Annotated in this window: 16 protein-coding genes and 1 CRISPR repeat array; of the genes, 2 read left to right on the top strand and 14 right to left on the bottom strand. The window is 37.2% G+C overall.

Annotated features, from left to right (window positions below; all coding sequences use genetic code 11):
- Positions 1-35: 35 nt before the first annotated feature.
- From IGL13_RS02325 to IGL13_RS02305, 5 genes are all read right to left on the bottom strand, one after another.
- A complete protein-coding gene (locus tag IGL13_RS02325) occupies positions 36-980 on the bottom strand; it encodes a 3'-5' exoribonuclease YhaM family protein (RefSeq protein ID WP_002355522.1) in 945 nt (314 codons plus the stop codon).
- A complete protein-coding gene (locus tag IGL13_RS02320; protein WP_016632712.1) occupies positions 977-3688 on the bottom strand; it encodes an ATP-binding protein in 2712 nt (903 codons plus the stop codon). The genes IGL13_RS02325 and IGL13_RS02320 overlap by 4 nt, the downstream gene beginning before the upstream one ends.
- Positions 3685-4920: a DNA repair exonuclease gene (locus IGL13_RS02315; protein ID WP_002378021.1), complete on the bottom strand. Its 1236-nt coding sequence runs from the start codon at positions 4918-4920 to the stop codon at positions 3685-3687. The genes IGL13_RS02320 and IGL13_RS02315 overlap by 4 nt, the downstream gene beginning before the upstream one ends.
- Positions 4921-5075: 155 nt before the next feature.
- Positions 5076-5417, bottom strand: coding sequence for a YlbF family regulator (locus IGL13_RS02310; RefSeq protein ID WP_002355518.1), 342 nt, complete (start codon positions 5415-5417; stop codon positions 5076-5078).
- Between the two features lie 62 nt (positions 5418-5479).
- Positions 5480-7666, bottom strand: coding sequence for a PBP1A family penicillin-binding protein (locus IGL13_RS02305; protein ID WP_194180208.1), 2187 nt, complete (start codon positions 7664-7666; stop codon positions 5480-5482).
- Positions 7667-8007: 341 nt separating this feature from the next.
- On the opposite strand from IGL13_RS02305, the gene IGL13_RS02300 reads away from it, so the two are divergent.
- Positions 8008-8871, top strand: coding sequence for an RluA family pseudouridine synthase (locus tag IGL13_RS02300; RefSeq protein WP_002378018.1), 864 nt, complete (start codon positions 8008-8010; stop codon positions 8869-8871).
- 123 nt (positions 8872-8994) lie between these two features.
- Here the strand turns inward: IGL13_RS02300 and IGL13_RS02295 are convergent, their stop codons facing one another.
- From IGL13_RS02295 to IGL13_RS02275, 5 genes are all read right to left on the bottom strand, one after another.
- A complete protein-coding gene (locus IGL13_RS02295) occupies positions 8995-9549 on the bottom strand; it encodes a GNAT family N-acetyltransferase (protein WP_002367997.1) in 555 nt (184 codons plus the stop codon).
- A 10-nt stretch (positions 9550-9559) separates the two neighbouring features.
- The gene (locus IGL13_RS02290) at positions 9560-11080 is read right to left on the bottom strand and encodes a phosphoglucomutase (RefSeq protein WP_002401855.1); all 1521 of its coding nucleotides are present in this window, start codon (positions 11078-11080) and stop codon (positions 9560-9562) included.
- 33 nt (positions 11081-11113) lie between these two features.
- Positions 11114-11569, bottom strand: coding sequence for an arginine repressor (gene argR, locus IGL13_RS02285; RefSeq protein ID WP_002355509.1), 456 nt, complete (start codon positions 11567-11569; stop codon positions 11114-11116).
- 141 nt (positions 11570-11710) lie between these two features.
- Entirely contained in the window at positions 11711-13228 is a 1518-nt protein-coding gene (locus tag IGL13_RS02280) for an ABC transporter permease/substrate-binding protein (protein ID WP_002378016.1), read from the bottom strand.
- Positions 13229-14182, bottom strand: a complete 954-nt coding sequence (locus IGL13_RS02275) for an ABC transporter ATP-binding protein (RefSeq protein WP_002367993.1) — start codon at positions 14180-14182, stop codon at positions 13229-13231.
- Positions 14183-14417: 235 nt separating this feature from the next.
- On the opposite strand from IGL13_RS02275, the gene IGL13_RS02270 reads away from it, so the two are divergent.
- The gene (locus IGL13_RS02270) at positions 14418-15431 is read left to right on the top strand and encodes an acyltransferase family protein (protein ID WP_002381241.1); all 1014 of its coding nucleotides are present in this window, start codon (positions 14418-14420) and stop codon (positions 15429-15431) included.
- An 883-nt stretch (positions 15432-16314) separates the two neighbouring features.
- Positions 16315-18002: a CRISPR direct-repeat array (repeat unit 36 nt; unit sequence GTTTTGGTACCATTCTAAACAACATGACTCTAAAAC).
- Positions 18003-18095: 93 nt separating this feature from the next.
- Here the strand turns inward: IGL13_RS02270 and csn2 are convergent.
- The 4 genes from csn2 to cas9 are packed head-to-tail and all read right to left on the bottom strand — an operon-like array spanning position 18096 to position 23962.
- Positions 18096-18755 carry a type II-A CRISPR-associated protein Csn2 gene (gene csn2, locus IGL13_RS02265; RefSeq protein WP_002378012.1) on the bottom strand — a complete coding sequence of 220 codons (660 nt, stop codon included), beginning with the start codon at positions 18753-18755 and terminating at the stop codon, positions 18096-18098.
- Positions 18756-19085 carry a CRISPR-associated endonuclease Cas2 gene (gene cas2, locus IGL13_RS02260; protein WP_002364833.1) on the bottom strand — a complete coding sequence of 110 codons (330 nt, stop codon included), beginning with the start codon at positions 19083-19085 and terminating at the stop codon, positions 18756-18758.
- A complete protein-coding gene (gene cas1 / locus IGL13_RS02255) occupies positions 19082-19948 on the bottom strand; it encodes a type II CRISPR-associated endonuclease Cas1 (protein ID WP_430604619.1) in 867 nt (288 codons plus the stop codon). The genes cas2 and cas1 overlap by 4 nt, the downstream gene beginning before the upstream one ends.
- Positions 19949-23962 (bottom strand): type II CRISPR RNA-guided endonuclease Cas9, encoded by a 4014-nt coding sequence (gene cas9 / locus IGL13_RS02250; protein WP_194180209.1) that lies wholly within the window; start codon positions 23960-23962, stop codon positions 19949-19951.
- Between the last annotated feature and the right edge of the window lie 396 nt (positions 23963-24358).

The raw sequence follows: 24358 nt of genomic DNA, 5'->3' as shown, positions 1-24358 counted from the left end.
AAAAAAGAGAGTGGTCGATTGACCACTCCCTTTTTTTATTTATCTTTTGGAACATAGAAACTGCGGTTATCTAAACCAAAGATTCGTTCCGTATACTCCCCAGGCTGTGTTTGACGAATTGCCCCTAGCATCATTTGAATGGACGCATCCATGGTATCAATTTGATGTAAGATTTCCGCTTCCATAATTCTTGGTCGCACAGGTGAGCCATATTCCAACAGTCCATGGTGGGCTAAGACCATGTGCCGAAGAACGACAACGTCTTCTTCTCGATCATCAATTTTCAAAGCCAAACACGCCTTGGTAATTTCCTCATCCACCAAAACTAAATGACCAATTAAGTTCCCTGCCACCGTATATTCTGTCGTAATAGCACCAGATAATTCTAAAACTTTTCCTAAGTCATGTAAAATAATCCCCGCGTATAATAGTGACGTGTTAATTTCAGGATATTCCTTAGCAATTGCTTTGCCTAGGCGCAACATTGAGACAGTGTGGTAAGCTAAGCCATTCGCAAAAGCATGATGGTTCCGTTTGGCTGCAGGAAATTCATAAAATTCTTGTTGGTATTTCGTCATGAGATAGCGCACAATACGATTCCAATGAGCATTGGTAATCTCAAAAATCACTTGATTGATTTCCTCGACCATCTCTTCTTTTTTCAAAGGCGCTCGTTCCATATATAAACTTGGCTGGCTTGGTTCCTCTGCTGTCGCTAAACGCATGTGTAAAATTTTTACTTGGGGTTTATTTTGATAAACTTCTCGTTTCCCATTCAGTAAAACAACGTTTCCCGCAGTAAACCGTGTAATTTCATCCTCAGAGGCGTCCCAATATTTTCCGTCAATCGTGCCAGATGTGTCTTGAAAGGTAAAGGCAATAAACTTTTTCCCATTTTTAGCTACACGTACATCGGCATTTTTAATTAGAACAAATGATTCAAAAAGTTCTTCTACTGTTAATTCACGTAATTTTTTCACTTGACGCTTCCTCCTTCTAACGCAATTACTCTTTGTTGTAAGTCCTGATAATAGCTTACCATTTCTTGGTCAGAAGAAAAACAAATGACTTGCTGTTTTTGACCAAATTTAGTAAATAATTCAGCTAATTGGGCTTTTCTTTGATGATCATAGTGTAACCAGCCATCATCAATGATAATTGGACAAATCAGTTGCTCGCCTTGGACTGCTAAAAAGGCAAAACGAACAGCCATCATCAATTGATCTTTAGTGCCAGTTGATAATTCATGTAAATAAAACATTTCTTGTTCTTTCGTCACCGCAACTAGTTGACCTTCGGCTACTTGGATTGATTGATAACGCTGGCTTGTTAAAAGTGCAAAGTAGCTTGATGCATACTGTAATAAGCTGGGCAATTGTTGTTCCGAAAGCTCTGTTAATAGGTCCATTAACAGTTGCCCCGCCAGTTGATACCCAGACCAACGTTGAGCTAATTCTTTGATTTCCGCTTTTAAAATTGCTTGGCGTTGATACAACTCATCTAAGGTACCATCCGTCATTAATTGTTGTTTTTCATAAATCAGCGCTTGATACTGTTCTTGTATTTTATCTAACTGGCTTTCTTCCAATGCTTGTTGCTGCGCCAGTTGTAAAGAACGGTCTTTTAACGTTGCTTCTGTTACCGCTTCTGGAAACAGATTACCTAATTGCGTCGCTAATTCTTGCCCACGACCAACTTGAGCTTGCTGAGTGGTCAGCTGTTGAATCCTCATTGGAACATCAGCGATTGATAGAATCCGATAACGAATTAGTAAAGGCTGAATTCGTGTTAATGCTTCTTGCTGTTTAGTTTTCAACTCTCGTAACTGCTGTTTGAGATAGCCATCTGCTTGATACTCTTGAGCAAAGCGAACTTTCTCCATTTCTTCAGCAAACCCTTCTAAAAAGTGTAACTTTTCGGAAAGACTCTTTCCTTGTAAGGGTAAATGCGTCATTAATGGGAAGACTTGTTCTTCAAATACTTGGCGTTTTTGTTGATTTTCCTTCAATTGACTCATGAGTTCTTCATTTGTTTGAACAAGCAATAAATAGCGCGTAATCAATTCCCGCTGATTCATTAAAGTATCAATTTGTTGCATTTTTCCTAATTGATGGACTTGGGCTTGCTCCGCTACTGCTTGTTCAAGTTGTTCCACTTGCAGTTGTGCCTCACGTTCTTGATTCAGCGCCTGTTGGAACTGTTCATTTAAATAATCTAGTTGCGAAAGTTTTGTCTGCCACTCTTCTTTCACTTCATCAGAGGAAACTTCTTTTCTAGTGGCGTAGCTAAGCACTTCTTTCGCGATAAGACTAACTCCCACGAGAACTAGGCCCCATTTTAAAGGGCTTGGCAAAAAGAAACCGAGTAATGCAAGGATACTTCCTAGCAATAACCAAAGTGGTTGACTTGTTTTCTGCGCTTTTTGGGCACGCGTCGCTTCACCAAAAAATGCGGCATGCGCTTTTTCAAAATCCGTTAACTGGTCTTCCAGATTTTCAATTTGAGAAGTCAAGAATGCTTTCTGTTCTTGTCCTTTTTGAAGAGCTTGCGTATACGCAACTTGTTGTTGGCGCCACTTTTGAACGGTTTCGTTGTCATAAAAAAGCTGTGGTGGTCGTTCAGGCGACCATGACCATTCGTTCTCTAAAAGGACCATTTCTTGACGATTTTGCTCAAAGGTTTGGGTCATCCATTCCGATTCCGTCATCAATTGTTGCATATCATAGCGTTGATTCAACAATTGTTGAATCAATGCTTCTTGTTCTAGGTAAAAAGCATACCCTTCTGGAACATCGAGCGCTTCTGACTGAAGAGATAACTCTTTGGTCAAACGTTGTCGTTCTTTATCTAGGTACATATATTCTTGAAAGGTTTCTTCTAATTGAACTTGGTCTTCTTTTACTAAAACAACGTTCTCTGTTTCTTCAGGTAGCGACTGCCATTCTTCGTACAAGGGAAAGTGACGTTGCTGTTCCGCAACCTGTAACAAGCCCTGTTGCGTTCCTTTTAATTGCTGTTGCAGTGTCACTCGCCGTTGTTCTGTTTCGCGAATCGTTTCTTCTAATTTTTGAAAAGTTTGTTGCTGCGCTTCTTTCTCTTGAATTTGCTCTTTTAGTTCTTGATAAGCCGCCAACTTCTGATTGAGTAATGGCTGCTGTCCTTTACCTTTAAAGATTTTTTGTGCTTCTTTAAAGTACGCATTTCGGTAAGTCAAAAGTTGTTGACTACCAGAAACACCAATGGCTAACAAGGATGTTTGCAATTCCTCTTCTGTTAACTTGTCACTCGTAATTAATTGTTCTTGTTGGAAAGTAAAAACCTCTTGAAATAACTTTTTCGTTAGCGGATGTAACATTTGCTGTAAGGTTTTTTCATCCCCCATTTGTTGTTGATAATAAATGATTGCTTGCCCTTTATTTTTTTCTTTAAAACGCTCGACTTGAACTTCCCCAAACACAGGATGTGCCAACCACAAACGACCACCATACGAGCCACCATTTTTAGGTGCGTAATCGCGTTTTCTTTTGCCCTTTGTGGGAAACCCAAACAGCATTGCTTGAATGAATTGATACAATGTGGACTTGCCAACTTCATTTGCGCCGTACAGCAATTGATTACCAGATTCAAATGTAATTTTCTGTTGTTGCCATTTTCCAAAGCCCACAATCTCTACTGCAAGTAATTTCATAGTGGGTCCTCCTGAATAGTAAAGTCTTCATTAATTTGCTCATGTGCTAGGCGCAAGCTCTCTGATCGCCACTGCTCATCCATTGAAAAAATTCCAGCAAATTCTGGATAACGTAACAATTCCTTGGTGGTATCTTCAAAAATAACTGGATCTAAGTATGTTTTTTCTAATGCCGTTAATAAGTTGGGACTAGCGGATAAATAGATCGGTTCTTTCGTTGGTTCCTCTGCTTGCAATATTAGGCGATAAACAAAAAAATCACCTTGCGTTTTTTGTAAAAGCTGCTGCTGTAAGTAGCTTAATAGTTCACCATTGACAATGGCTTGCACCACGGTCACATCCAAATGTTGCGTTTCTTTCAGTGTCAACGCCATCAATTGCTGTTGCTGATGCGCATGCCACTTCGTCAGCAAACTGGTTTCAAGATAAGACAAAACGCTTTGGGTGTCACGGCATTGCGCAAGAGATACTTCTTCATTCGTCCAATCTATTTCTGCGACTTTTTCAAATTGAACAGTCGCTTGATTTTGGGAAAGTGTGACCACTGCAACCCCTTGTAAAGACTGTTCTTTTTTCGTGTGTCCTTGAGGTGTTCCAGGATAAACAATTAGCGGTTGTTCACTAACAATTTGCGGCTGATGAATGTGGCCCAATGCCCAATAATTATAGCCAGTGGCTTTTAAATCCTTCCATGTAAACGGAGCATAATTTTGTTGCGCTTTCCGACTGGTGTCTCCATGATAAATCCCAATATGAATGTCAGAATCTGCTTGTTTGATAGGAAATTCTAGTGCTTTATTTTCATCAATCCAGGGATGCTCATAACTAAACCCCGAAACAGCCACTTGTTCGCCCGCTCTCGTTTCAAAATACAGTGTCTCAACCATTTCTTTTTCAAATAAAAAAACATTGTCTGGAAAAGAAAACCAATAGCGGTCTTTTTTATAGTAATCATGATTCCCAAATGTTAGAATCACAGGAATTTCTGCTTGTTTCAACTGTTCTAATGCGGCCATCAATTGGGCTTGCATTGAAATAGAGGTCTGACTTTGATGAAACGTATCTCCTGCAAAAATAACCAAGTCCACCGCTTCTCGAATGGCAACTGTTACGATATTCATTAACAATTGTTGATTAGCTTCTCTTAAGCGCTTCGCTAAGGCTGTCGGGATCCCAGTTAACCCTTCAAAAGACCGATCCATGTGTAAATCAGCTGTATGCAATAGTTTCATCGTTTCCCCTCCTTTTCTCCTTCCTTTATCATATCATTTTCTGCCAGCTTGGTCAGTAAAAACATACGAAAATTTGTTCGTTTTTTTATTTTCAGTAAAAGAAAAACTCTGACAAATTGTCTTATAGACAACTTGTCAGAGTTCAATTACGTAAATTAATCGTTATACATATCACGCACAGGAGTCATGATAATTCGGTTTAAATCATTGACAACTAAGCTAAACGCTTGTTCTTTTTGCATTAATTCGTTGATAACTGCTGTTTCTTGCACTTTCGTTGCAATGCTTTGTGCTTTTTCAGCATCTTCATCCGTGAATTCTTCGCCGCGCATTTGTTTTTCTTGTAGTCCTTGTTGGAATCCTTGGAATTCTTTAAACAATGTGTAAGCTGCTTCGTCTGCTTTTACTTCTTCATACGCTGCTTGTAATGCTTTAAATTCGTCTAACTCACGTAGTTCACGTTCAATCTGATTGGCTGTATCATAAATGTTACTCAATGGAATCCCTCTTTTCTCAATAGTTTCATCTTTATTGTACCATTTCTCTTAGGTTTTCCCAACTAATTTCCTAATAAGCCTCCGAAAATTCCTTCAATCTTGTCTTTGACTTTTTTCGCGCCGTCTTTAATTTGTCCCCCAACTTCATTCAATGTATCTCCGAAATTGCTAGCGCCGTCTTGAATAGAATTTCCAAAGTCTTTCAAGTTATCCCGCCAATTAGAATTGGCACCACCAGTTAAACTATCGTTGCTATCAACAACTTTCCCACCTGTGGCATAAGCATCCGCGACAGGAAATTGTGCTTGTTTGACTTGTGGCAAGATGCCACTGGCTTGACTGTTGAACACCTGTGAGGCATACGTAGCGCTACTGCCTTCCAAATAATGGGTTTTACTGGTTTCTTGGAAGCCTAACCAAGTAGCAATGACAACTTCTGGTGTATAACCAATCACCCACTGATCGTTCGTTTTACTACTATCGAAGTTGGTTTCTGTCGTACCTGTTTTACCAGCCATTACGTAGCCTGCTGGTTGTGCGTTGACCCCGCTCCCAGAACTAAAGACCCCTAGTAACATACTTGTAATCCCGTCTGCAACATCTTTGGTAATGACTTGTTCTTTCTTGACTTTAGTATTATCAACTACAATTGCGCCAGTTGAGTCGACGATTTTTGTAATTAAATGCGTTTCAGTTTTATAGCCTTCATTGGCAAAGGCACTATAAGCTCCCGCCATAGTTAGTGGCGAAACACCCGTTTGTAATCCTCCAAGGGCTAAACCATAGTACCGATCTTTTTCTGATAACGGAATGCCAAATTTCTCTGTTTTTTCATAGCCTTTATCTAAACCAATTTGATGTAATAACCATACCGCTGGTAAATTTAAGCTTTCTCCTAAGGCTTGATACATAGGAACTTCTCCACTGTACGTGCGGCTATAGTTTTGCGCTGGATAATAATCTTGTGGTTTATCTTCTAAAACAGAGTCTGGTTTATAGCCAGCCTCTAAAGCTGGTGTATAGACAGAAATTGGTTTTAAGGACGAGCCTGGTGAACGTTTTGTTTGCGTTGCAAAGTTAAAGCCTCGATAAACGTGTTCCCCTCGACCGCCCACCAGTGCTTGCACGCCGCCGGTTTTCGGATCAATGGCTACAGAGCCACTTTGAACCATGGCACCGTCTTCTGCATTGGGTGGAAATAGTGCATCATTTTTATAAGTTGCATCCATCGCATCTTGATACCCCTGATTTAAAGAAGTGTAAATCTTGTATCCTTTATTTAAAATATCTTCTTCTTTAAATTTATAACGATTGACCGCTTCATCAATTACCGCATCAAAATAATATGGATATTTGTAACTATTTTCGTCGCCAACATAGGTGTCATTTAATAGACTCGCTAAGTTAACACTCGCTTCTTGATTGGCTTCTTCTTGAGATAGTTTTTTATTGTCGACCATTAGTTGTAAAACGGTATTCCGTCGCGCTGTGGCATTGTCAATGTAATCAATTGGGTTATAAATTCCTGGCCCTTTTAACATACCCGCTAGCGTTGCGGCTTCCCCCACTGTAACTTGGGACGCATCCACGCCAAAATATTTACGAGCTGCATCTTGCACGCCCCAGACACCATTACCAAAATAAGAATTATTTAAATACATTGCCAAGATATCTTTTTTCGAATATTTCTTTTCGATTTCAATCGCTAAGAATAATTCTCTGGCTTTCCTATCTAACGTTTGCTCTTGCGTTAAGTAAGCATTTTTGGCTAATTGCTGCGTAATTGTACTTCCGCCACCACCGCCACCGATTTTCCCGAAGGTCAATTTTCCAACAACCGCACGAGCAATCCCTTTGATGGAATACCCTTTATGTTGATAAAACCCGCGATCTTCAGTTGAAATAACCGCATCTTGAATATAAGGAGAAATATTATCCAGTTCCACAAAAGTCCCTTTTTGCCCGAATAATTTTCCGACTTCCTCTCCTGATTCATCATAAACACGTGTTGATTCACTTAGCCCCGATTTTAGGGTCTCAACGTTTGCGGACTTGGCTAAGTAAAATAAATAAATACTGGCACCTAAAGCGACTACCAAACCAATCAACAAGAAAATTTTATTGATTTGATACTTTTTCCAAATCCGCTTTCTGGCTTGATGGAATTGTATTAAATAAGGCTTTATCCACGTCCAAAAATGACGTAATCCGACACCGACTTTACTAAAAAATTGTTTAAGATTGTCCATAGTACTCCCTCTGTTTACGTTTCTTGGCTAAGTCTACCATATTCTTGTGGGTACGACCTAGGTCTAAAGCATGAAAAATTCTTGAAAAACAATTTCAATGGTCTTTTCGCTGTAGCAAAGGAAATGTGGCCTTCACTAGAGGTAAATAATTGCTTACGTTTAGAAACGAGTCTTTATTTAGCCTCTATTCTATCATGCTTTTCTTCGTTTTTTATGTAAATTTGTTTAAGAATCTCTCAAGGAACTGCCTTTCTAACAAATTTCAGCTTTTTTCCGTTCTGACTTGACCTTTTGAGTAGCTTTGTTACACTAAATAGCGAATCAGTGAAAGGTGGGATTTGGTGGAATATTCAATGAGATTACCTGAAAATTTTTCAACAATGACTGTAAAAGAACTATTAGAAAATGAGTGGCTAGTCCCTCGAAAAGTGCGCCATTTTTTACGCACGCGAAAAAATGTCAAAATCAACGGAGAAACAGCTGCTTTTCATTTTCCAGTCCAAGCTGGCGATTGTGTCACCTTAACGTTTGAAGAAACCGATTATGTGCGTCCCACTATTCATTTGGGGGAAGCAACGCATGTGAAAGTTCTATATGAAGATGAACATTTAATGATTGTAAATAAACCTTATGGCATTAAAACCCATCCAAATCAGCCACAGGAAACAGACACCTTGTTAAATCATGTTGCTGCCTATTTAGCCGAGAAAAATCAGGTCCCTTATGTCGTTCATCGATTAGATAAAGAAACCAGTGGTGCGATTGTCTTTGCTAAAAATCCTTTTGTCTTACCTATTTTAGGGCGTTTATTAGAAACAAAACAAATTTACCGTCAATATCAAGCGATTGTAGCTGGTCACTTTAACCAAAAAGAACAGACAATCAATCAGCCGATTGGTCGTGATCGACATGATCGCCGGAAACGACGGATTGATCCTCAAAAAGGGGATTCAGCGATTACACATGTCCAAGTGGTCCAAGCTCTTTCTAACAATCAAACCGCAGTTACCTGTGTTTTAGAAACAGGTCGGACGCACCAAATTCGGGTCCATTTAGCTAGCGAAGGGCATCCAATTATTGGTGATCCGTTATACAACCCAAAATCGCAGGCAGCTCGTTTAATGCTCCATGCTTCACAACTTCATTTACTCCATCCGTTTACAAAAAAACAAATCGTTGTGACTGCAGCGCCTGGCCTATGGTAAAAAAACAGAAGAAATCGGACGGTAACCGCCGATTTCTTCTGTTTTTTTATTTTACCGCACATTCACTGCTGAGAACGGCATATCTGCGTTTGCTCAGTGTCTTGGTGTTAAACAGTTCCTGAGCTAACTCTCAGCCTTAATCATTTGTAGCCACTCTTTTTGTAAAATTCCGTAATTGTAGATATCCAGCCATTGGCCATCTTGAAATAACGCTTCTCTATCAATTCCTTCTTTTTTGAAGCCTACTTTTTCATAAACATGAATCGCTTTTTGATTGTTACTATTGACAGCTAATCTGATTTTGTGCAAGCCCAATTCATAAAAAGCAAATTTACAAATTAAAGACACCGCCTCAAAGCCATATCCTTGACCACGTTGCTCTTTTTGTAAAATAGCAATCCCTAAATTGGCCCCTCTATTTTTCAACTGTACATCAGACAACGAAACCCAACCAATAAATTCCTCTGTCGTATTTTCTAAAATAGCAAATAGAAATCGATCATCTTCTCCTTTATTAATTGTGAAATCTTTCCATTCTTCAAGCCCCCACGGATGTAAAGCATCCCAGCTCAAATGCCGAAGCAATTCATTATCCCATTGCTGTTTTGCAATATGTTCGATATATTCTTCTCTAAAATGAGAAAAGCCAATGTGTTTTCCTTTTAAAACATTTTCCATAAGAACACCTTTAATTTCCTAAATTATTTTCTATCTGCTGACTATCTATTTCCTCGTATTTTTGTAAAAAAGTGGCAATTTTTTCGATGACACACGCATTTTTATCGCTTTGGTCATTCTCTACCTGAAGAACAAGCAACGGTTCATGCAGACTTAAGCGTAGCAAAAACCACCCACTGCCATATTGACCAGACACGTTTCCCCGAACACCTTCTTGGTTTTCACGGTCCACAGCAAAGTCTGCTTGACTTTCTACAAACAATTCAAAGTCTCGCAAGACTTGTTGCCCATAACAAGTAACATCCTCCGCAGTAATTTTGAAGCGAAATTCGTTGGTTTCTGCCGGTTGCTTCAATGTAGCAATCAGATCACCTAACGTTTGATTGTTTTGTTTCAATTCTGGTAACAACATTAAAATTTTGGCCACGACATATGCACCATCATCCAGATTGTAGTTTTCTTGAAACGCTGCATGACCACTGGTTTCAATGGCTAACGGTGTCTGAAAGCCCCCATGATTCAATTCAATCATTTTATTAATGACATTTCGGTAACCAGAAATATAACGAATCTGTTGGCCGCCTTTTTCTTCAATAAATGTTTTTAAATGACTTGAGGTTGGCGAATTTGTCACAATATAACTACCAGGCGCTTCTTTTAAAACGATTGCCGCTAAAACAGCAATTAAATTATTTCGGTTTAGTACCTCACCTGATTGGTCCACCACAGCCGAACGATCTACATCTGTATCAAAAATAATGCCCAAATCTGCCTGATTAGCTAAAACAGCCGTTTGAATACTTTTCATTGCTTCAGAATTATCTGGATTAGGTACATGATTAGGAAAATGCCCATCTGGTTCTAAAAACTGTGATCCCGTCGTATCAGCGCCCAAAACTTGAAGAACCTGCTCCGCAAAGAAGCCCCCAGCCCCATTACCCGCATCAACGATAATTCTAAAGCCCTGTAAAGGTTTCTCTTCTGGCGAATGAATTCCTTGGCGAATTTTTGCCACCAAATGCTCCGCATAAATTGGCAGTAACTCTTGCTTCATCAGTGTGCCATTTTCATTGGCTGTCAGCGGATCAGTATGAGATAAAATATACCGAATATCTTCTTTCTCTGCTCCACCTTCTGCTGTGAAGAACTTCAAGCCATTAAAGTAGTAAGGCAAATGGCTAGCTGTGATCATAATCGCTGCATCACATTGAAGCGTTGGAAATTGAGTAGCCATAAACATAGCAGGCGTCGTAGCTAAACCAACGTCAATCACCTGAATGCCTAATGAAAGAAACGTATCTACTAATGCTTGCTTAATCGGCTCCGCCGTTAGACGACTATCATGTCCGATTGCAATTGTCAGGCGCTGTTGTGCCTTTCGTGGCAGCTGTTTTTTATCCTGTAACCAACGAACCACGCCCACCGCAATTTCGGCTACTGCTGTTGCGGTTAATGTTGCAGTTTGCTCTTCCGTATCCAAAGCAATTCCCCGAATATCCGAACCATTTTGTAGCGCTTTCAATTCTACCAAGAAAAAAACTCCCTTCTATTGATGCTTTCAATTTTAAAAAATCATATTTTCGATGCGTTCGATAAAGTGTTCCGCATCCTCTTCTGAACGTGTAATCACAATAATTGTATCCGCACCAGCCACTGTACCAGCCACTTCTGGATAAGCTACTTCATCTAAAAAGTTACTCACCACATCGGCATTTCCCATCTCTGTATGCAAGATGACAATAAATTGTACTCGCTCCATTCGAACAACTGAATCTTTTACTGATTCTCGTAATTTCTCTTCACTGCTTGTGCCTTGTGCTTGAGAAAAAATTGCATATTTGACACGACCATCTGCACCATGTGTTTTAACAATACTCATTTCACGGATATCTCTTGAAACAGTCGCTTGAGTGGCTCGGACGCCAAGTTCTTCCAAACGAGTGATTAATTCATCTTGTGTTTCAATTTCTTGTTGCATAATTAATTGTTTAATCAAACGTTGACGTTCTGCTTTTTTCATATAGACCACTCCTCTCCATTCATTTCTTTTATTATATCCAAAAATGAGTAAAAATACAGGTACTTTTCACATTAAACTCTTTATTTATCTGAAAAAGACTGGATAAATGTTTATATACCAGTCTTTTTCAGTAAAAAATACTTATTTAAGAAGATTCTTTTCTTTTAAATAGTCTTTCGCCACTATGCTAGGATCTTGCCCTTCCACATTGACTTGATAATTCATTTCACTCATTTCTTCTTCGCTAATTTTTCCTGCCAATTTATTCAATATTTCTGCTAATTCTGGATATTTTTCCAACGTTGCTGTTTTAATAAGTGGTGCTCCTTGATAAGGCGGAAATAGCGCTTGATCATCTTCTAACGTTACTAAATCGTATTGTCTCAATTCACTATCCGTTGAATAGGCATCAATCACATTTACCTCACCATTATTAATCGCTTGATAGCGTAACGCCGGTTCCATCGATTGGACATTCAGATTTAAATGATATTTTTCTTGTAATCCCTTATAACCATCTTGCCGATCAATAAATTCTAACGTAAAACCTGCTTTCAACTGATTGCTAATTTTCTGTAAATCACTAATCGTTTTTAATTGATGCGCTTTTGCAAATGAGCGTTTAACTGCGACGGCATACGTATTTTCATAGCGCATCGGTTTCAACAAAGTAAGGTTTTCTTGTTTTTTCAAGCCAGCGCGTGCCGCTTCATAGACTACTTGAGGTTGATTGTCTAGCTGAGGAGGATTTTTTAAAAAGGTTTCGATCACTGTGCCTGTAAATTCCGGATAAAGATCGATTTCATCTGATTTCAAGGCATTATATAAAAAAGTAGTCTTGCCAAAGTTTGGCTTTAACGTCACCTGAATGTCGCTATTTTCTTCAATTAAGGCTTTATACATATTAATAATAATATCTGGTTCCGCTCCTAATTTGCCAGCAATTGTTAGCTGTTTTTCCTTTGAAGAAGTTTGTTGATTCCAGAAAAATGAACCACCTAACAAAAGGCCTAAAATAGTACCACCAATGATTAGTCGCCGCCCATTCGCTTTTTCCAACCAATGAATTCCATAATTAAATAAGACTGCTAGTGCAGCTGATGAAAGAGCTCCAATAAAAATCAACGATAAATTATTTCGATCAATTCCTAATAAAATGAAGGTCCCTAAACCGCCTGCTCCAATTAACGCCGCCAACGTGGCCGTACCAATAATTAAAACGGTAGCCGTTCGAATCCCAGAAATAATAAATGGTAATGCCATTTGTAACTCAAACTTAAACAGTTTTTCTTTTTTACTCATCCCAAATGCTTCTGCGGCTTCTTCTAACGAAGGATCAATTTCCGTCAAACCAGTATAGGTGTTTTGTAAAATTGGGAATAAGGCATAAATCACTAGCGCAACAATTGCCGGTGGTTGACCAATACCAATTAACGGAATCAGTAAGCCTAGCAAGGCTAAAGAAGGGATGGTTTGGAAAATCCCAGTCACTTGTAACAGACTTTCCGCTAACTTACGATGACTTGTTAAATAAATGGCTAAAGGAATTGCAATCAACGCAGCGAATAATAACGAGATAAAGGACAATTGCATATGCTCGATTAACGCTTGCAGATATTCTTCTTTTCGAGCGAAAAAAGTTTCAATCAGTGCTTGCATCTACTGTCCCTCGCTTTCCAACAGCTGTTCCATAAAACGAGTAATCGTTTTTGAGGTGATACACCCTAAAACTTGTTGTTTTTCTACTAAATTTGCTTTCTCTTGTGCATTAATGAGTTGGACAATCTCTTTTAAATTGGTTTCCATGAAAACAGTTGGCACTGGCTCAATCGTCTCATCTGCGGCTTCTAAAAATGCAGTCAAGTCAGCGCCACAATAGTTCGCTAGTTCTGGCGAAGATTGTTTGAAAAATTGACCGACAAAATTATTTTTCGGATGTTTTTGAATGGCTTCTGGCGTATCGACTTGAATAATTTTGCCAGCGTCCATAATACAGATGCGCTCTCCTAACAGTAAAGCTTCATTCATATCATGGGTCACAAAAACAATGGTACTCGCTAATTCCTGATGAAGTTCTTTCACCAAACGTTGAAGATGATGTCTTGAAATCGGATCTAGCGCGCTAAAAGGTTCATCCATTAAAATCACTTCTGGTTCAGCTGCAATGGCGCGTAAAATTCCAATACGTTGTTGCTCGCCTCCTGAAAGCGCTGCTGGCTTACGATGCAGATATTCCTCAGGATTCAGCTGAACTTTTTTCAATAGTTCAATGGTTCGCTCTCTGCGTTGCTCTTTGGGCCATTTTTTCATTTCAGGAATCAACTCAATATTTTCCGCCACGGTTAAGTTAGGAAATAAGGCAATTTGCTGAAGAACATAGCCAATTTTTAGTCGTAATTCACGTAAAGGATAATTGGTTACCGCTTGTTCATTGAGAGCCACTTCACCTGTCGTTGGCTCAATGAGCCGATTAATCATTTTCAAAGTCGTCGTTTTTCCACTACCACTCGGCCCTACTAATACAAAAAATTCGCCTTGTTGGATTGTTAAATTCACATCGGACAAAACAGCATTTTCTTGATATACTTTTGAAACATTTTGAAATTTTATCATTTATTTTCACCGCATCTTTCACTTCTTAATAAACAAAATCTTTGGAGGATCGTCACTCTTTCAGTATAATTTAAGACTAACATCCTGCCTAATTTTTTGTTTTAAGCGCAAGTATGTGGGGCTCATTTAACGGCTGCCGGTTCGTATCTACAATTATCTACTCAATGAATGGAAAAATTGTCCTCTTCTGCCTTAAACAAAAGTGAACTGTTTTCTACTAAAAGGAGTGATCGTTATGGAAAACGACAAGCGAATTTATAAATGGGACAACGTGAAACTTTTTTTAATTTTCTTAGTGATTTTTGGGCATATTTTAGATCGTGAAGCTTCTCCTTCACGACTCATGGAAACGATCAACTTTTGGATCTATTCATTCCATATGCCAGCCTTTATTTTTGTCTCTGGACTCTTTAGTAAACATGCAATTAAACAACGAAAATATCTACGCTTACTTTCCTTTGTTTGGCTTTATCTCTTAGCGAAGTTGTTGATTACGCTTGCTAATTTCGCCTTTGCAAATAAAATGAATTTTGATTTACTGAACGAAACAGGCGTTCCTTGGTACTTACTTTCCTTAGCAAGTTTCTACTTAATTACCATCTTTCTTCAGCGCGTTCAGCCGAAAATCATGTTGCCAATCATCATTGTTATCGGCTGCGCCTCAGGCTATTTACCTGTGGAAGGTTTCTTGTCTTTAGGACGGACTCTGGGCTTCTTCCCTTTCTTTTATTGTGGCTACTTAATGGATATTCAAAAGCTACAAACCTTTTTAGATCATCGCAAAGTCAAATGGGCAGCGATAGGCGTAATTTTAAGCTCCTTTTTATTTGTAAATAGTCAATGGTCATTGGCAACGAAATTTTGGGGCTTCTTAACTGGTTGGGCTTCCTACGCTGAAATTAGTCCGGCCTTTGAATACAGTAGTTTCATTCAGCTGTTCTTTTACGTTGCTGCAGCATTGGTGTCTCTTTCTTGGTTTGCATTATTGCCGAAACGAAAGTTACCTTTAAGCGCCCTCGGAAAAGATACCCTCTACCCTTATCTCTTGCATATGCCCTTAATTATTCTGTTGGAAAGTGGTTTGCAATTAGACACACTCTTTAAAGAATGGTTTACTTTCCGAATCCTGGCACTTTTCTTCTTAGCCCTCTTCATTTTAGCTATTACGAATATGCCTGTGGTGAAACGGGGAGCGGATTATCTTTTTAATCCACAATCAATAATGATTCCCAAGAAAATATACAAATAAAGAGCATAGGAAATTAATCCGCTTTCTATGTTTCATGAATCTCATTAAGCATCTTTAACCACATTGAAAGTTCTATCTTTCAATGTGGTTAACTTGACTTTAATTGGGGCCTCAGTTTTACTTTTTTGTATCATCAAATAGTACAACAAAAGCATGAAATATTAATAAAACAGGGAGTGTCATTTTCAATAAATTGGGGATTAATTCTTGATTTATAGATAAGTGATTTTTATTCAAAAGAAATAAATGCGAACATACATAGCCACTATAAAAAAGTAAACTACATAAAGTAGCATTTGAAAAATGCCAATTTTTATTATCCAGTTTCGTAGAAAGCGCATTCATTACAAAGCGTCTATAAATATTAAATAAGTAATGTTCCAAACAGAGTTAATGTATGTAAATCTTCATCGGACTGTAGCGTAAAAAATTTTGATACCATTAGTAAATTCGTAACTACTTTAACATATTCCATTTCTTTTTTTATTTTGTTAAATCCTTTCCTTCTTATTATAATCACCTCCTTAAATATTTAACTAATGATTAATATAGAAAAATTGTAGCATATAAAAAAAGGAGGAACAACTACTTTTAAAATCAATAACTTCGTTCAACACATATAATAACAACATAGCTGTAAAACTAAATATTTAACTAATCGTACTCTCTATTCGTAAAGTAATAAATAACGTGACTCTAAAATTAAATAATTTCGTAATCGCATCACTTGCTCTAGCAAAGCTTTAATTCGTTACTTATATTTTTTATATAATAACCATATTTATACATATCAATGATATTTTTACATCAATCATATCGTATTTGCGAAAACTAAACAACATGACTCTAAAACGTTCTACATATGTAATGAATGCTCATTAGAGATTTGGTACCATTCTAAACAACATGACTCTAAAACTTTTTCAGCTGCTCTAATTTTTCTGCATAAGTTTTGGTACCATTCTAAACAACATGACTCTAAAACTGTGAAAGTAAATACCATCGGTTTTCATCAGTTTTGGTACCATTCTAAACAACATGACTCTAAAACATGACATGTGACAATCCATAAATTGTACCTGTTTTGGTACCATTCTAAACAACATGACTCTAAAACGCGCTGTTTGCTCTGTCACGTCTTTTCTAAGTTTTGGTACCATTCTAAACAACATGACTCTAAAACACATGTTTCGTTATGTATGAATTTAAAACAGTTTTGGTACCATTCTAAACAACATGACTCTAAAACCTCATTATAAACGATTAGGCGCCTATATTAGTTTTGGTACCATTCTAAACAACATGACTCTAAAACTCATAAAGCAGCGATCCCCACTCATGATTAGTTTTGGTACCATTCTAAACAACATGACTCTAAAACACCTATAAGAGCCTTCCAGTCGAACTTAATGTTTTGGTACCATTCTAAACAACATGACTCTAAAACCAATGGTGTGCGTTGAGGTTCAATAACTAAGTTTTGGTACCATTCTAAACAACATGACTCTAAAACATAGAACAACACATTCATATTGGACAAGTGGTTTTGGTACCATTCTAAACAACATGACTCTAAAACTGTGAAAGTAAATACCATCGGTTTTCATCAGTTTTGGTACCATTCTAAACAACATGACTCTAAAACCAAGAAAGGGGCTTCCGAAACATAGACACCGTTTTGGTACCATTCTAAACAACATGACTCTAAAACACGAGAAAACATCATCAAAAATCCTTTAGCGTTTTGGTACCATTCTAAACAACATGACTCTAAAACATCGTTGTATCGTTTTCAGTTTTGCCCTTAGTTTTGGTACCATTCTAAACAACATGACTCTAAAACTCAATACTTACGTCAACTTTTATTTCTGGTGTTTTGGTACCATTCTAAACAACATGACTCTAAAACGAAAATTTTGTGATCACTACGAAAGGAAATGTTTTGGTACCATTCTAAACAACATGACTCTAAAACAGTCCGGCCGATCTACAGCCTTACAGAACAGTTTTGGTACCATTCTAAACAACATGACTCTAAAACACAGATGTTTCACTAATCCCAACAATCCCTGTTTTGGTACCATTCTAAACAACATGACTCTAAAACGAAAACGTTCCAGTATTCCGTTCAAGTGGTGTTTTGGTACCATTCTAAACAACATGACTCTAAAACATGGCGTTGGCTACATCATCAATTAACGATGTTTTGGTACCATTCTAAACAACATGACTCTAAAACGAAAATGTTGTTTTAGCAGAAGAAGTGTTTGTTTTGGTACCATTCTAAACAACATGACTCTAAAACAGAAGACTGTAACTCAGGCATTACAAGCCAGTTTTGGTACCATTCTAAACAACATGACTCTAAAACAACAAACCTTTTTTGGATTTGAAGGCACGTGTTTTGGTACCATTCTAAACAACATGACTCTAAAACACTGTGGGGCTTGCTACTTTTCCGGCGCTGGTTTTGGTACCATTCTAAACAACATGACTCTAAAACAGCGTGTTAGGAGGAGAAAACGAATGAGCAGTGTTTTGGTACCATTCTAAACAACATGACTCTAAAACCTCGGAGAATTATTTTTTCTCCAAAGTTCCGTACTCGCATCACTTATCCATAGCTAGATTTCAGTTTAGAATGAACCACTAATCAATAACAATTTAAGCTTTTTCATAACTCAAATAAAAGTTTTCGTCCAAAATATATTGGAATCTGTTCTGGACCACCCTTTGTTCTAAAAACAGGACATCCACATTATTTAAAGAGATATATTCTACCACTTGTTGCACTTCATCCTCTGTCAAATACGTACACGCATTAATAAAAATCAATAATTTTTTCTTTGATAAATAACGATGTACTTGTGTAATTTCCATAACTTTTTCAAAAATCGTATCACTCGTTGTTTCGATTTTGATTCCAAGAGCTTTGAAAAGTTCCTGCACAGTGATGCCATCTTCTTCCAAATCCATTTCATGTTCCAACAATTCATAGCCAATTAATTGACTAATTGTTCCAGTTAACTTCTCAATCATTGATTTGACTTCTGGTTTATCATTTAATTGTGCTTCTAAATCCCCATAGATTAATTTCAGCGTAGCAGCCGAATTAACGTCATAGCCTAAAATATCCGTAACAACAAATAATTCCGTTGGTTTCAGCCCTTTTTGTTGCGCATCAAATAGTTTTAAATCATTTTCCCCATCATATTGATAAATTAACTTCACTAGATGGGCAAAGGTTTGAACGTCTTTAATCGTTAAAAAGGTGGCTTTTTCAATTTCAATGGGTTCTTCCAATAAAGAAAAATTAACTCTCATCTATTCTTCTCCTAAAAAGACAATCCGTTCATCTGAATTAGCAACTCGATTGTCTTGTTCTCCATGCAAATAAATCATTCGAGAAAATTGTTTTTCTGTTACATTTAATAGTGTAATTAGTCCTCTTTGCGGATTATTCTGCTTTAAGCGAGCCAACATTGCTTTATTAGCAGTATCATTCAACAAAATTTTGCTGTAAACCGAAAATTGATGCATAATAAATCCTTCATTAATCAAAAATTTCCGGAACTTCCGATACGCTTTGCGGTCACTGGCTGTGTCCGTCGGCATATCAAACATTAATAATAGACGCATATATCGATAACTCATATCCCAAACTCTGGAACTCCTTCCTCCTCTTGATTCAGAACTTTTACTACATGTTTTGTATAATCGGTAGTAATATTGGTTAAAAACATTTGTTTTTTCTTGTACATATACGTATTCATAAACAAAGCAAATAACTTACGTTTCATTATCGGAAATGCTTCTTTTCTATTCTCATAAATGATTTGATCTACCAATGGACGAAAAGGCTCCATAAGATCACTTGCTAAGTTAAAGTCATTAAATTGGTTGGCATGTTTTAGTCCTAGTTGTGTAAAACAACCTGTCTGGACTAACTCTCGAGCAAAAATACTTAATAACAACGTATAACCATAATTTAAACCAGCATTAATGTCATTTTCTTGTTCACGTGTAAAATCATTGCCGAAGAGAGTATTAAAATAACTTCGAGCTGCATGACCTTCTCGATTGGCTGGATCAAACAGACGTAATTCAGCGCGCATAGCTAACAAAGCAGCAGCCTTTTGACCATAGTCTCGTTGCGCTAAGTGTAAACTCTGATTGGTGATTTTTTGTGCAATGATCGCTGTCCAAACTTGACCTTTTCGTTCTTCCGTCCAAGCCAACTGGCGTGTCAATTGCAAGCTACTATCATGCCGTCCATAAAAGGGCAAAATTTTACCAATTGGCAAACGCTTATCATCGCAAAATAACACTAATATTTTTTCATCAATTAATCGTTTTAATAGCATCGTGGTTAACGAAATGTCCGTTGTTTCCAACAACAAAACATCAATCTCAGACAAATGAATTAATTCTTGGTGATCAATTGCTTTAAAAACAAGATGATTGTTTTTATAGGATAATTTTGAATGCTTGTTAACCACTACCGTTCGCCAGCCCATCTAGTCGACAACCTTTCTGCGTGTTTCATACAGGCCCGTAGTCGATTGGTAAATGATAGTGGCATCAAAAATTTCTTTGATTGACGTGTAGCGTGCTCGCTCAATGTCTTTTTGGAAAAATTTAAACGTACTTGGTGCGCCCATCGCATTAAACTGCATAAGTTGGATAAAGGATGCCGCAATCTCTTTCACATCTGCTGTTTGATTTGCTTCAAAAAGTTTCACAATTTGCTGGACTTTTGACTTGGCTAATGTATGCACTTCAGCAAAGTCAACCACTCTCTCTAAAATCTCTTGAAATTCTGGTTGATGTTGTTCTACATAAGCCAAACTTTCTGATTGATTTGGTAACAAACATTGTTTCGCATGGTACAGTAATGTAAGTAAATGTTCAGGTAAAACCATCTGGTTCCCTTTTTGTGCTTCTTTAGCGCTGGCTAATAAGCGCCGGCGTCCCTCTGGAAATTGATACAGTGTATACTTAGGCAATTTCATTAATACACGAGGCCGTAGGAAGCCTTTCTCCTCTAAAAAAAGAATAGGATTTTGTTCAAACCTTGTTTTTTCCATAATCGTAATGCCCAGTATCTCCTGTTTAATAAGAGGTTTTTTACCTTTTTCATGCGTGAATAGCACTGTATAAGCAACTATAGGACTATCAAAACCGCCATATTTTTGGGGATCCAAACCATTTTTGACAGGAATCAATTTATTCGATGGTCCTTTGGGTTTAATCGACTCTTTTGAAAAACCGCCTTTTTGCACTTCTACTTTTTTGACAATATTCATTTGATGGTAATTTAATTCTTTTTTGATAGTTTTTAAATAACTGTTACTCCAAAGAATTTCGCCATCCTTCGTGAACCGTGGTTCATCTTCCGTGAAAAAGCGCAGCAAATTTGTATAAATTATAGCCTTCGCCGTGGCTTTATTTTCTTTAAAGGTCTGGAACTTAGGATATTCTCCGTAAACAAATTCTGGTGCTAAATTAGGATAAACTTTTAATAACGTGGTTGCGACCACACAGTTTAAATAAGCATCTTGTCCATGGTGATAATCATTCACTTCACGAACTTTATACAAGCCAAAAATCGAACGAAATTGGCTCGTTAAACTAGCTTTCAAGGTGATGATTTGGACTTTTTTCTCTTTTGACTTGGCATTGTAGCGTTGATCTAAGATCCCTGCAACATTTTTGGTAATTTGACGAGTTTCTACTAATTGTCGTTGGATAAAATGCGCTTTGTCTTCGAGAGTCAAGCCACCTTGCTCCCCCTTGGTCAGACGTTGGAATTTCCGTTGACTAATTAAGCCAGCAGCATATAATTTCTCCCAATAAGCTTTCATATCCTTAACAACTTCCTTGCTAGGTACATCATCGGATTTCCCTCGATTTTCAGTAGAGCCCACTAAAACTAGGTTATCCAATGAATCGTCTTTCATAAAACTTTGTGGGATAATATGATCAATATCATAGTGAGATAAACGATGAAGCGATAATTCATCTCCCGTGTACATATCTTTACCATTTTGCATATAGTAAAGGAAAAGACGGGTATCTCGTAACTGTTCATTAGTCGTTGGTTGTTCTTTTAATAAATTGCTGCCGATTTCGGCCATTGCTTTTTCAACTATTTTCAAGCGTTGGATGGATCTTCTCTTGCCAGTGCTAGTCGTTTGATTTTCACGTGCCATTTCGACAACAATCCGCTTAGGCGCATAACCCATAATCGCGACTAGTTCATCGACAATTTTTAAACTTTGATAAATTCCTTTTTTTATTGCTGGGCTACCAGCTAATTCATTGACAGTTTCACTTAATGTTTCTTCATGTTCACTGGACTGTGCTTTTTGAATAGCATTTTTAAAAGATAATTGTGAATCATTAATCAGTTGCATAAAATTGCGATTATAGTGTTTTGAGACCCCATCATCTTTAATTAAATAGTCCAAAATTGTTTTACCCGATTCTTTATCGTAGATACCATTGATTAATTTTTTCGACAATCTTCCCCAGCCAGTGTAGTGCTTGCGTTCTAATTTTTTTAGTACTTCTGCTGAGAACTGCCCTTTGAATGTGGAAAGTTGCGTCCGAATTCGTTGCCGATCTTCAAAAATAGTTAAAATTTTTATGATATCTTCCAATTTTTCGGCATTATCTGGGTGGTCTAATTCTGCTCTTGTCAAACCACATTTCAGTGAATCCTGATACGTGCTAAAACTAGCATTAAATTGGTCTTCTTCAAGTCCACTAAGCGTGACAATCTCCGTATTATATTCGTTTCGATAGAATTGAATGATATCCTTTTTCTTAACTTTTCGACGCGTCTTAAACAGATAATCAAAGATTTTTTCTTTTTCCTTACCTGAAAAATTGGCTTTGATTCCTCGATCATCCGTATAAGAAATCTTGGTCAATTCATTAAATACCATAAACTTTTCATATAACAAACTATGTTTCGGTAAAACTTTTTCAGAAGGTAAATACGTATCAAAATTGGTCATTCGTTCAATAAAGGCTGTCGCTGATTGGTCCAAATCAACGGTTTCTTGAAGGTTCCAAGGACGAATTGGTTCCTCACTTTGACGTTTTAACCAAGCGAAGGTATTTGCATCTCCTTTTGATAATGGTCCGACATAATAAGGAATTCGAAATGTAACCAGTTGTTCAATTTTTTCTTGATTTTCTTTTAAAAATGGATAATAGGCCGCTTGACGATGAATGATTGCTTGTAACTCAGCCAAATGAATTTGATGAGGAATCACCCCATTATCAAAGGTCCGTTGCTTTCTTAAAAAGTTTTCTTGAGCAATTTTTTCTAAAAAATATTCTGCTCCAGCAATATCTTGAATGATTTTCTTAACATACTGGTAAAATTTAAGCTGTGAAACCTTACCTGCGTGTGTAATATAGCCTGCATAGCCGTCTTTCTGTTCATTTTTAAAGAGATTATCATATTCGTCTGGACAATTTTCACGAATAAATCGTTTGAAATTTTTTAAATCTTCTTGATGTTCTGTAAAACGGACAATCATGCTAGAAGATAATTTCGCGTGACTTTTTTTATCCGAATCTGCTAAAATCGTTGATAATTCAACTGCATCGTACACATTTTTAGCAGCTAAAAACACGTCACTATATTCATCCCCAACCTTTGCTAAAATGCCTTCTAAATCTTCTTCATAGCTTTCACTAGCGTAAGTTATTTTGGCTTCTTCTTCCAAACCAAAAACTTTTTTAAAGTCAGCTTTATTCCCTACCATTAGCTTTAAGAACTGACCAAATAAGCCATTAGCTTTTTCTTGAGGAAATTGTTGTAAGACTTTTTCAGATTTTTTAGTACGAGAAGCTTTTTCAGTCAACTCTTCCTCAATCAAGACAGATTCAGGTAATGGCGCACTAACTAAGCGACTCTCTCCATTCACAAAGGTTTGGTTATAAATGATCATAAATTGTTGAAATTGTTCTTTAACAGAAATATTTTCTGTACTTAATTTTCCTTCAATTAAAAAATGTCCACGATATTTGACAATATGTGCCAACGCCAAATAAATTAGTCGTAAATCTGCTTGCTCAGATGAATCTGCTAATTTTTTGCGTAAATGGTAGATTGTCGGATACGTTTCATGGTAAGCTACTTCATCTTCCAACTTAGCAAAAATCGGATGTCTGTGCCACTTCTTATCTTCAGGCACTAAAAAACTCTCTTGTAAACGAGCAAAAAAGTTTTCATCCAAAGCTGTCATCGCTTCTTCAAAAAAAGCTTGTAAGTAGCGTAAACGATTCCGTCGACGACTAATTCTTCGTCGTGCTGTTCTTTTTAATCGGCGATCTTCGGCTGTATGCCCTTCTTCAAATAAACGCACACCCCAAAAATTTTTCTTGATTTTCTTTTTTTCAGTGTTTCCATAAATAGGCATTTTTTTCTTCACCAACTGATAGTCTTCTGTCATAACTGCCCAGCCGACAGAATTAGTCCCTATATCCAGCCCAATAACGTAGTCTTTCTTCATTTTATTTCCACTCCTTTTTTTAAATTACTACTTGAATGATTTTTATTCTATGCTATAATTTAGTTAAGTTCTTTTGGGACTATTCTAAACAACATAGCAAGTTAAAATAAGGTTTTAACCGTAATCAACTGTAAAGTGGCGCTGTTTCGGCGCTTTTTTTGTTTACAACCAGAAAGTAATCGCTTTCAAATTAATCAAACTGAATACCGCTACTTAAAGTTTACCATTCTTATTTTCTTAAAAAAAGGGGTATTTATAGTTTTTGTAAACTAATAGAATTATATACATAACAAAAATAACATTATCTATTTAAGAATCTCTTACCTTAATTTCTTTACTTTCCTTAAAATAACGAATCTATATTTATTGTATGGTAATATCTTTTACTATTTGTTG

The sequence above is a fragment of the Enterococcus sp. DIV1937 genome, assembly GCF_050535975.1.
Taxonomy (GTDB): Bacteria; Bacillota; Bacilli; order Lactobacillales; family Enterococcaceae; genus Enterococcus; species Enterococcus faecalis.
This window is presented reverse-complemented; position numbering and strand designations above follow the sequence as displayed.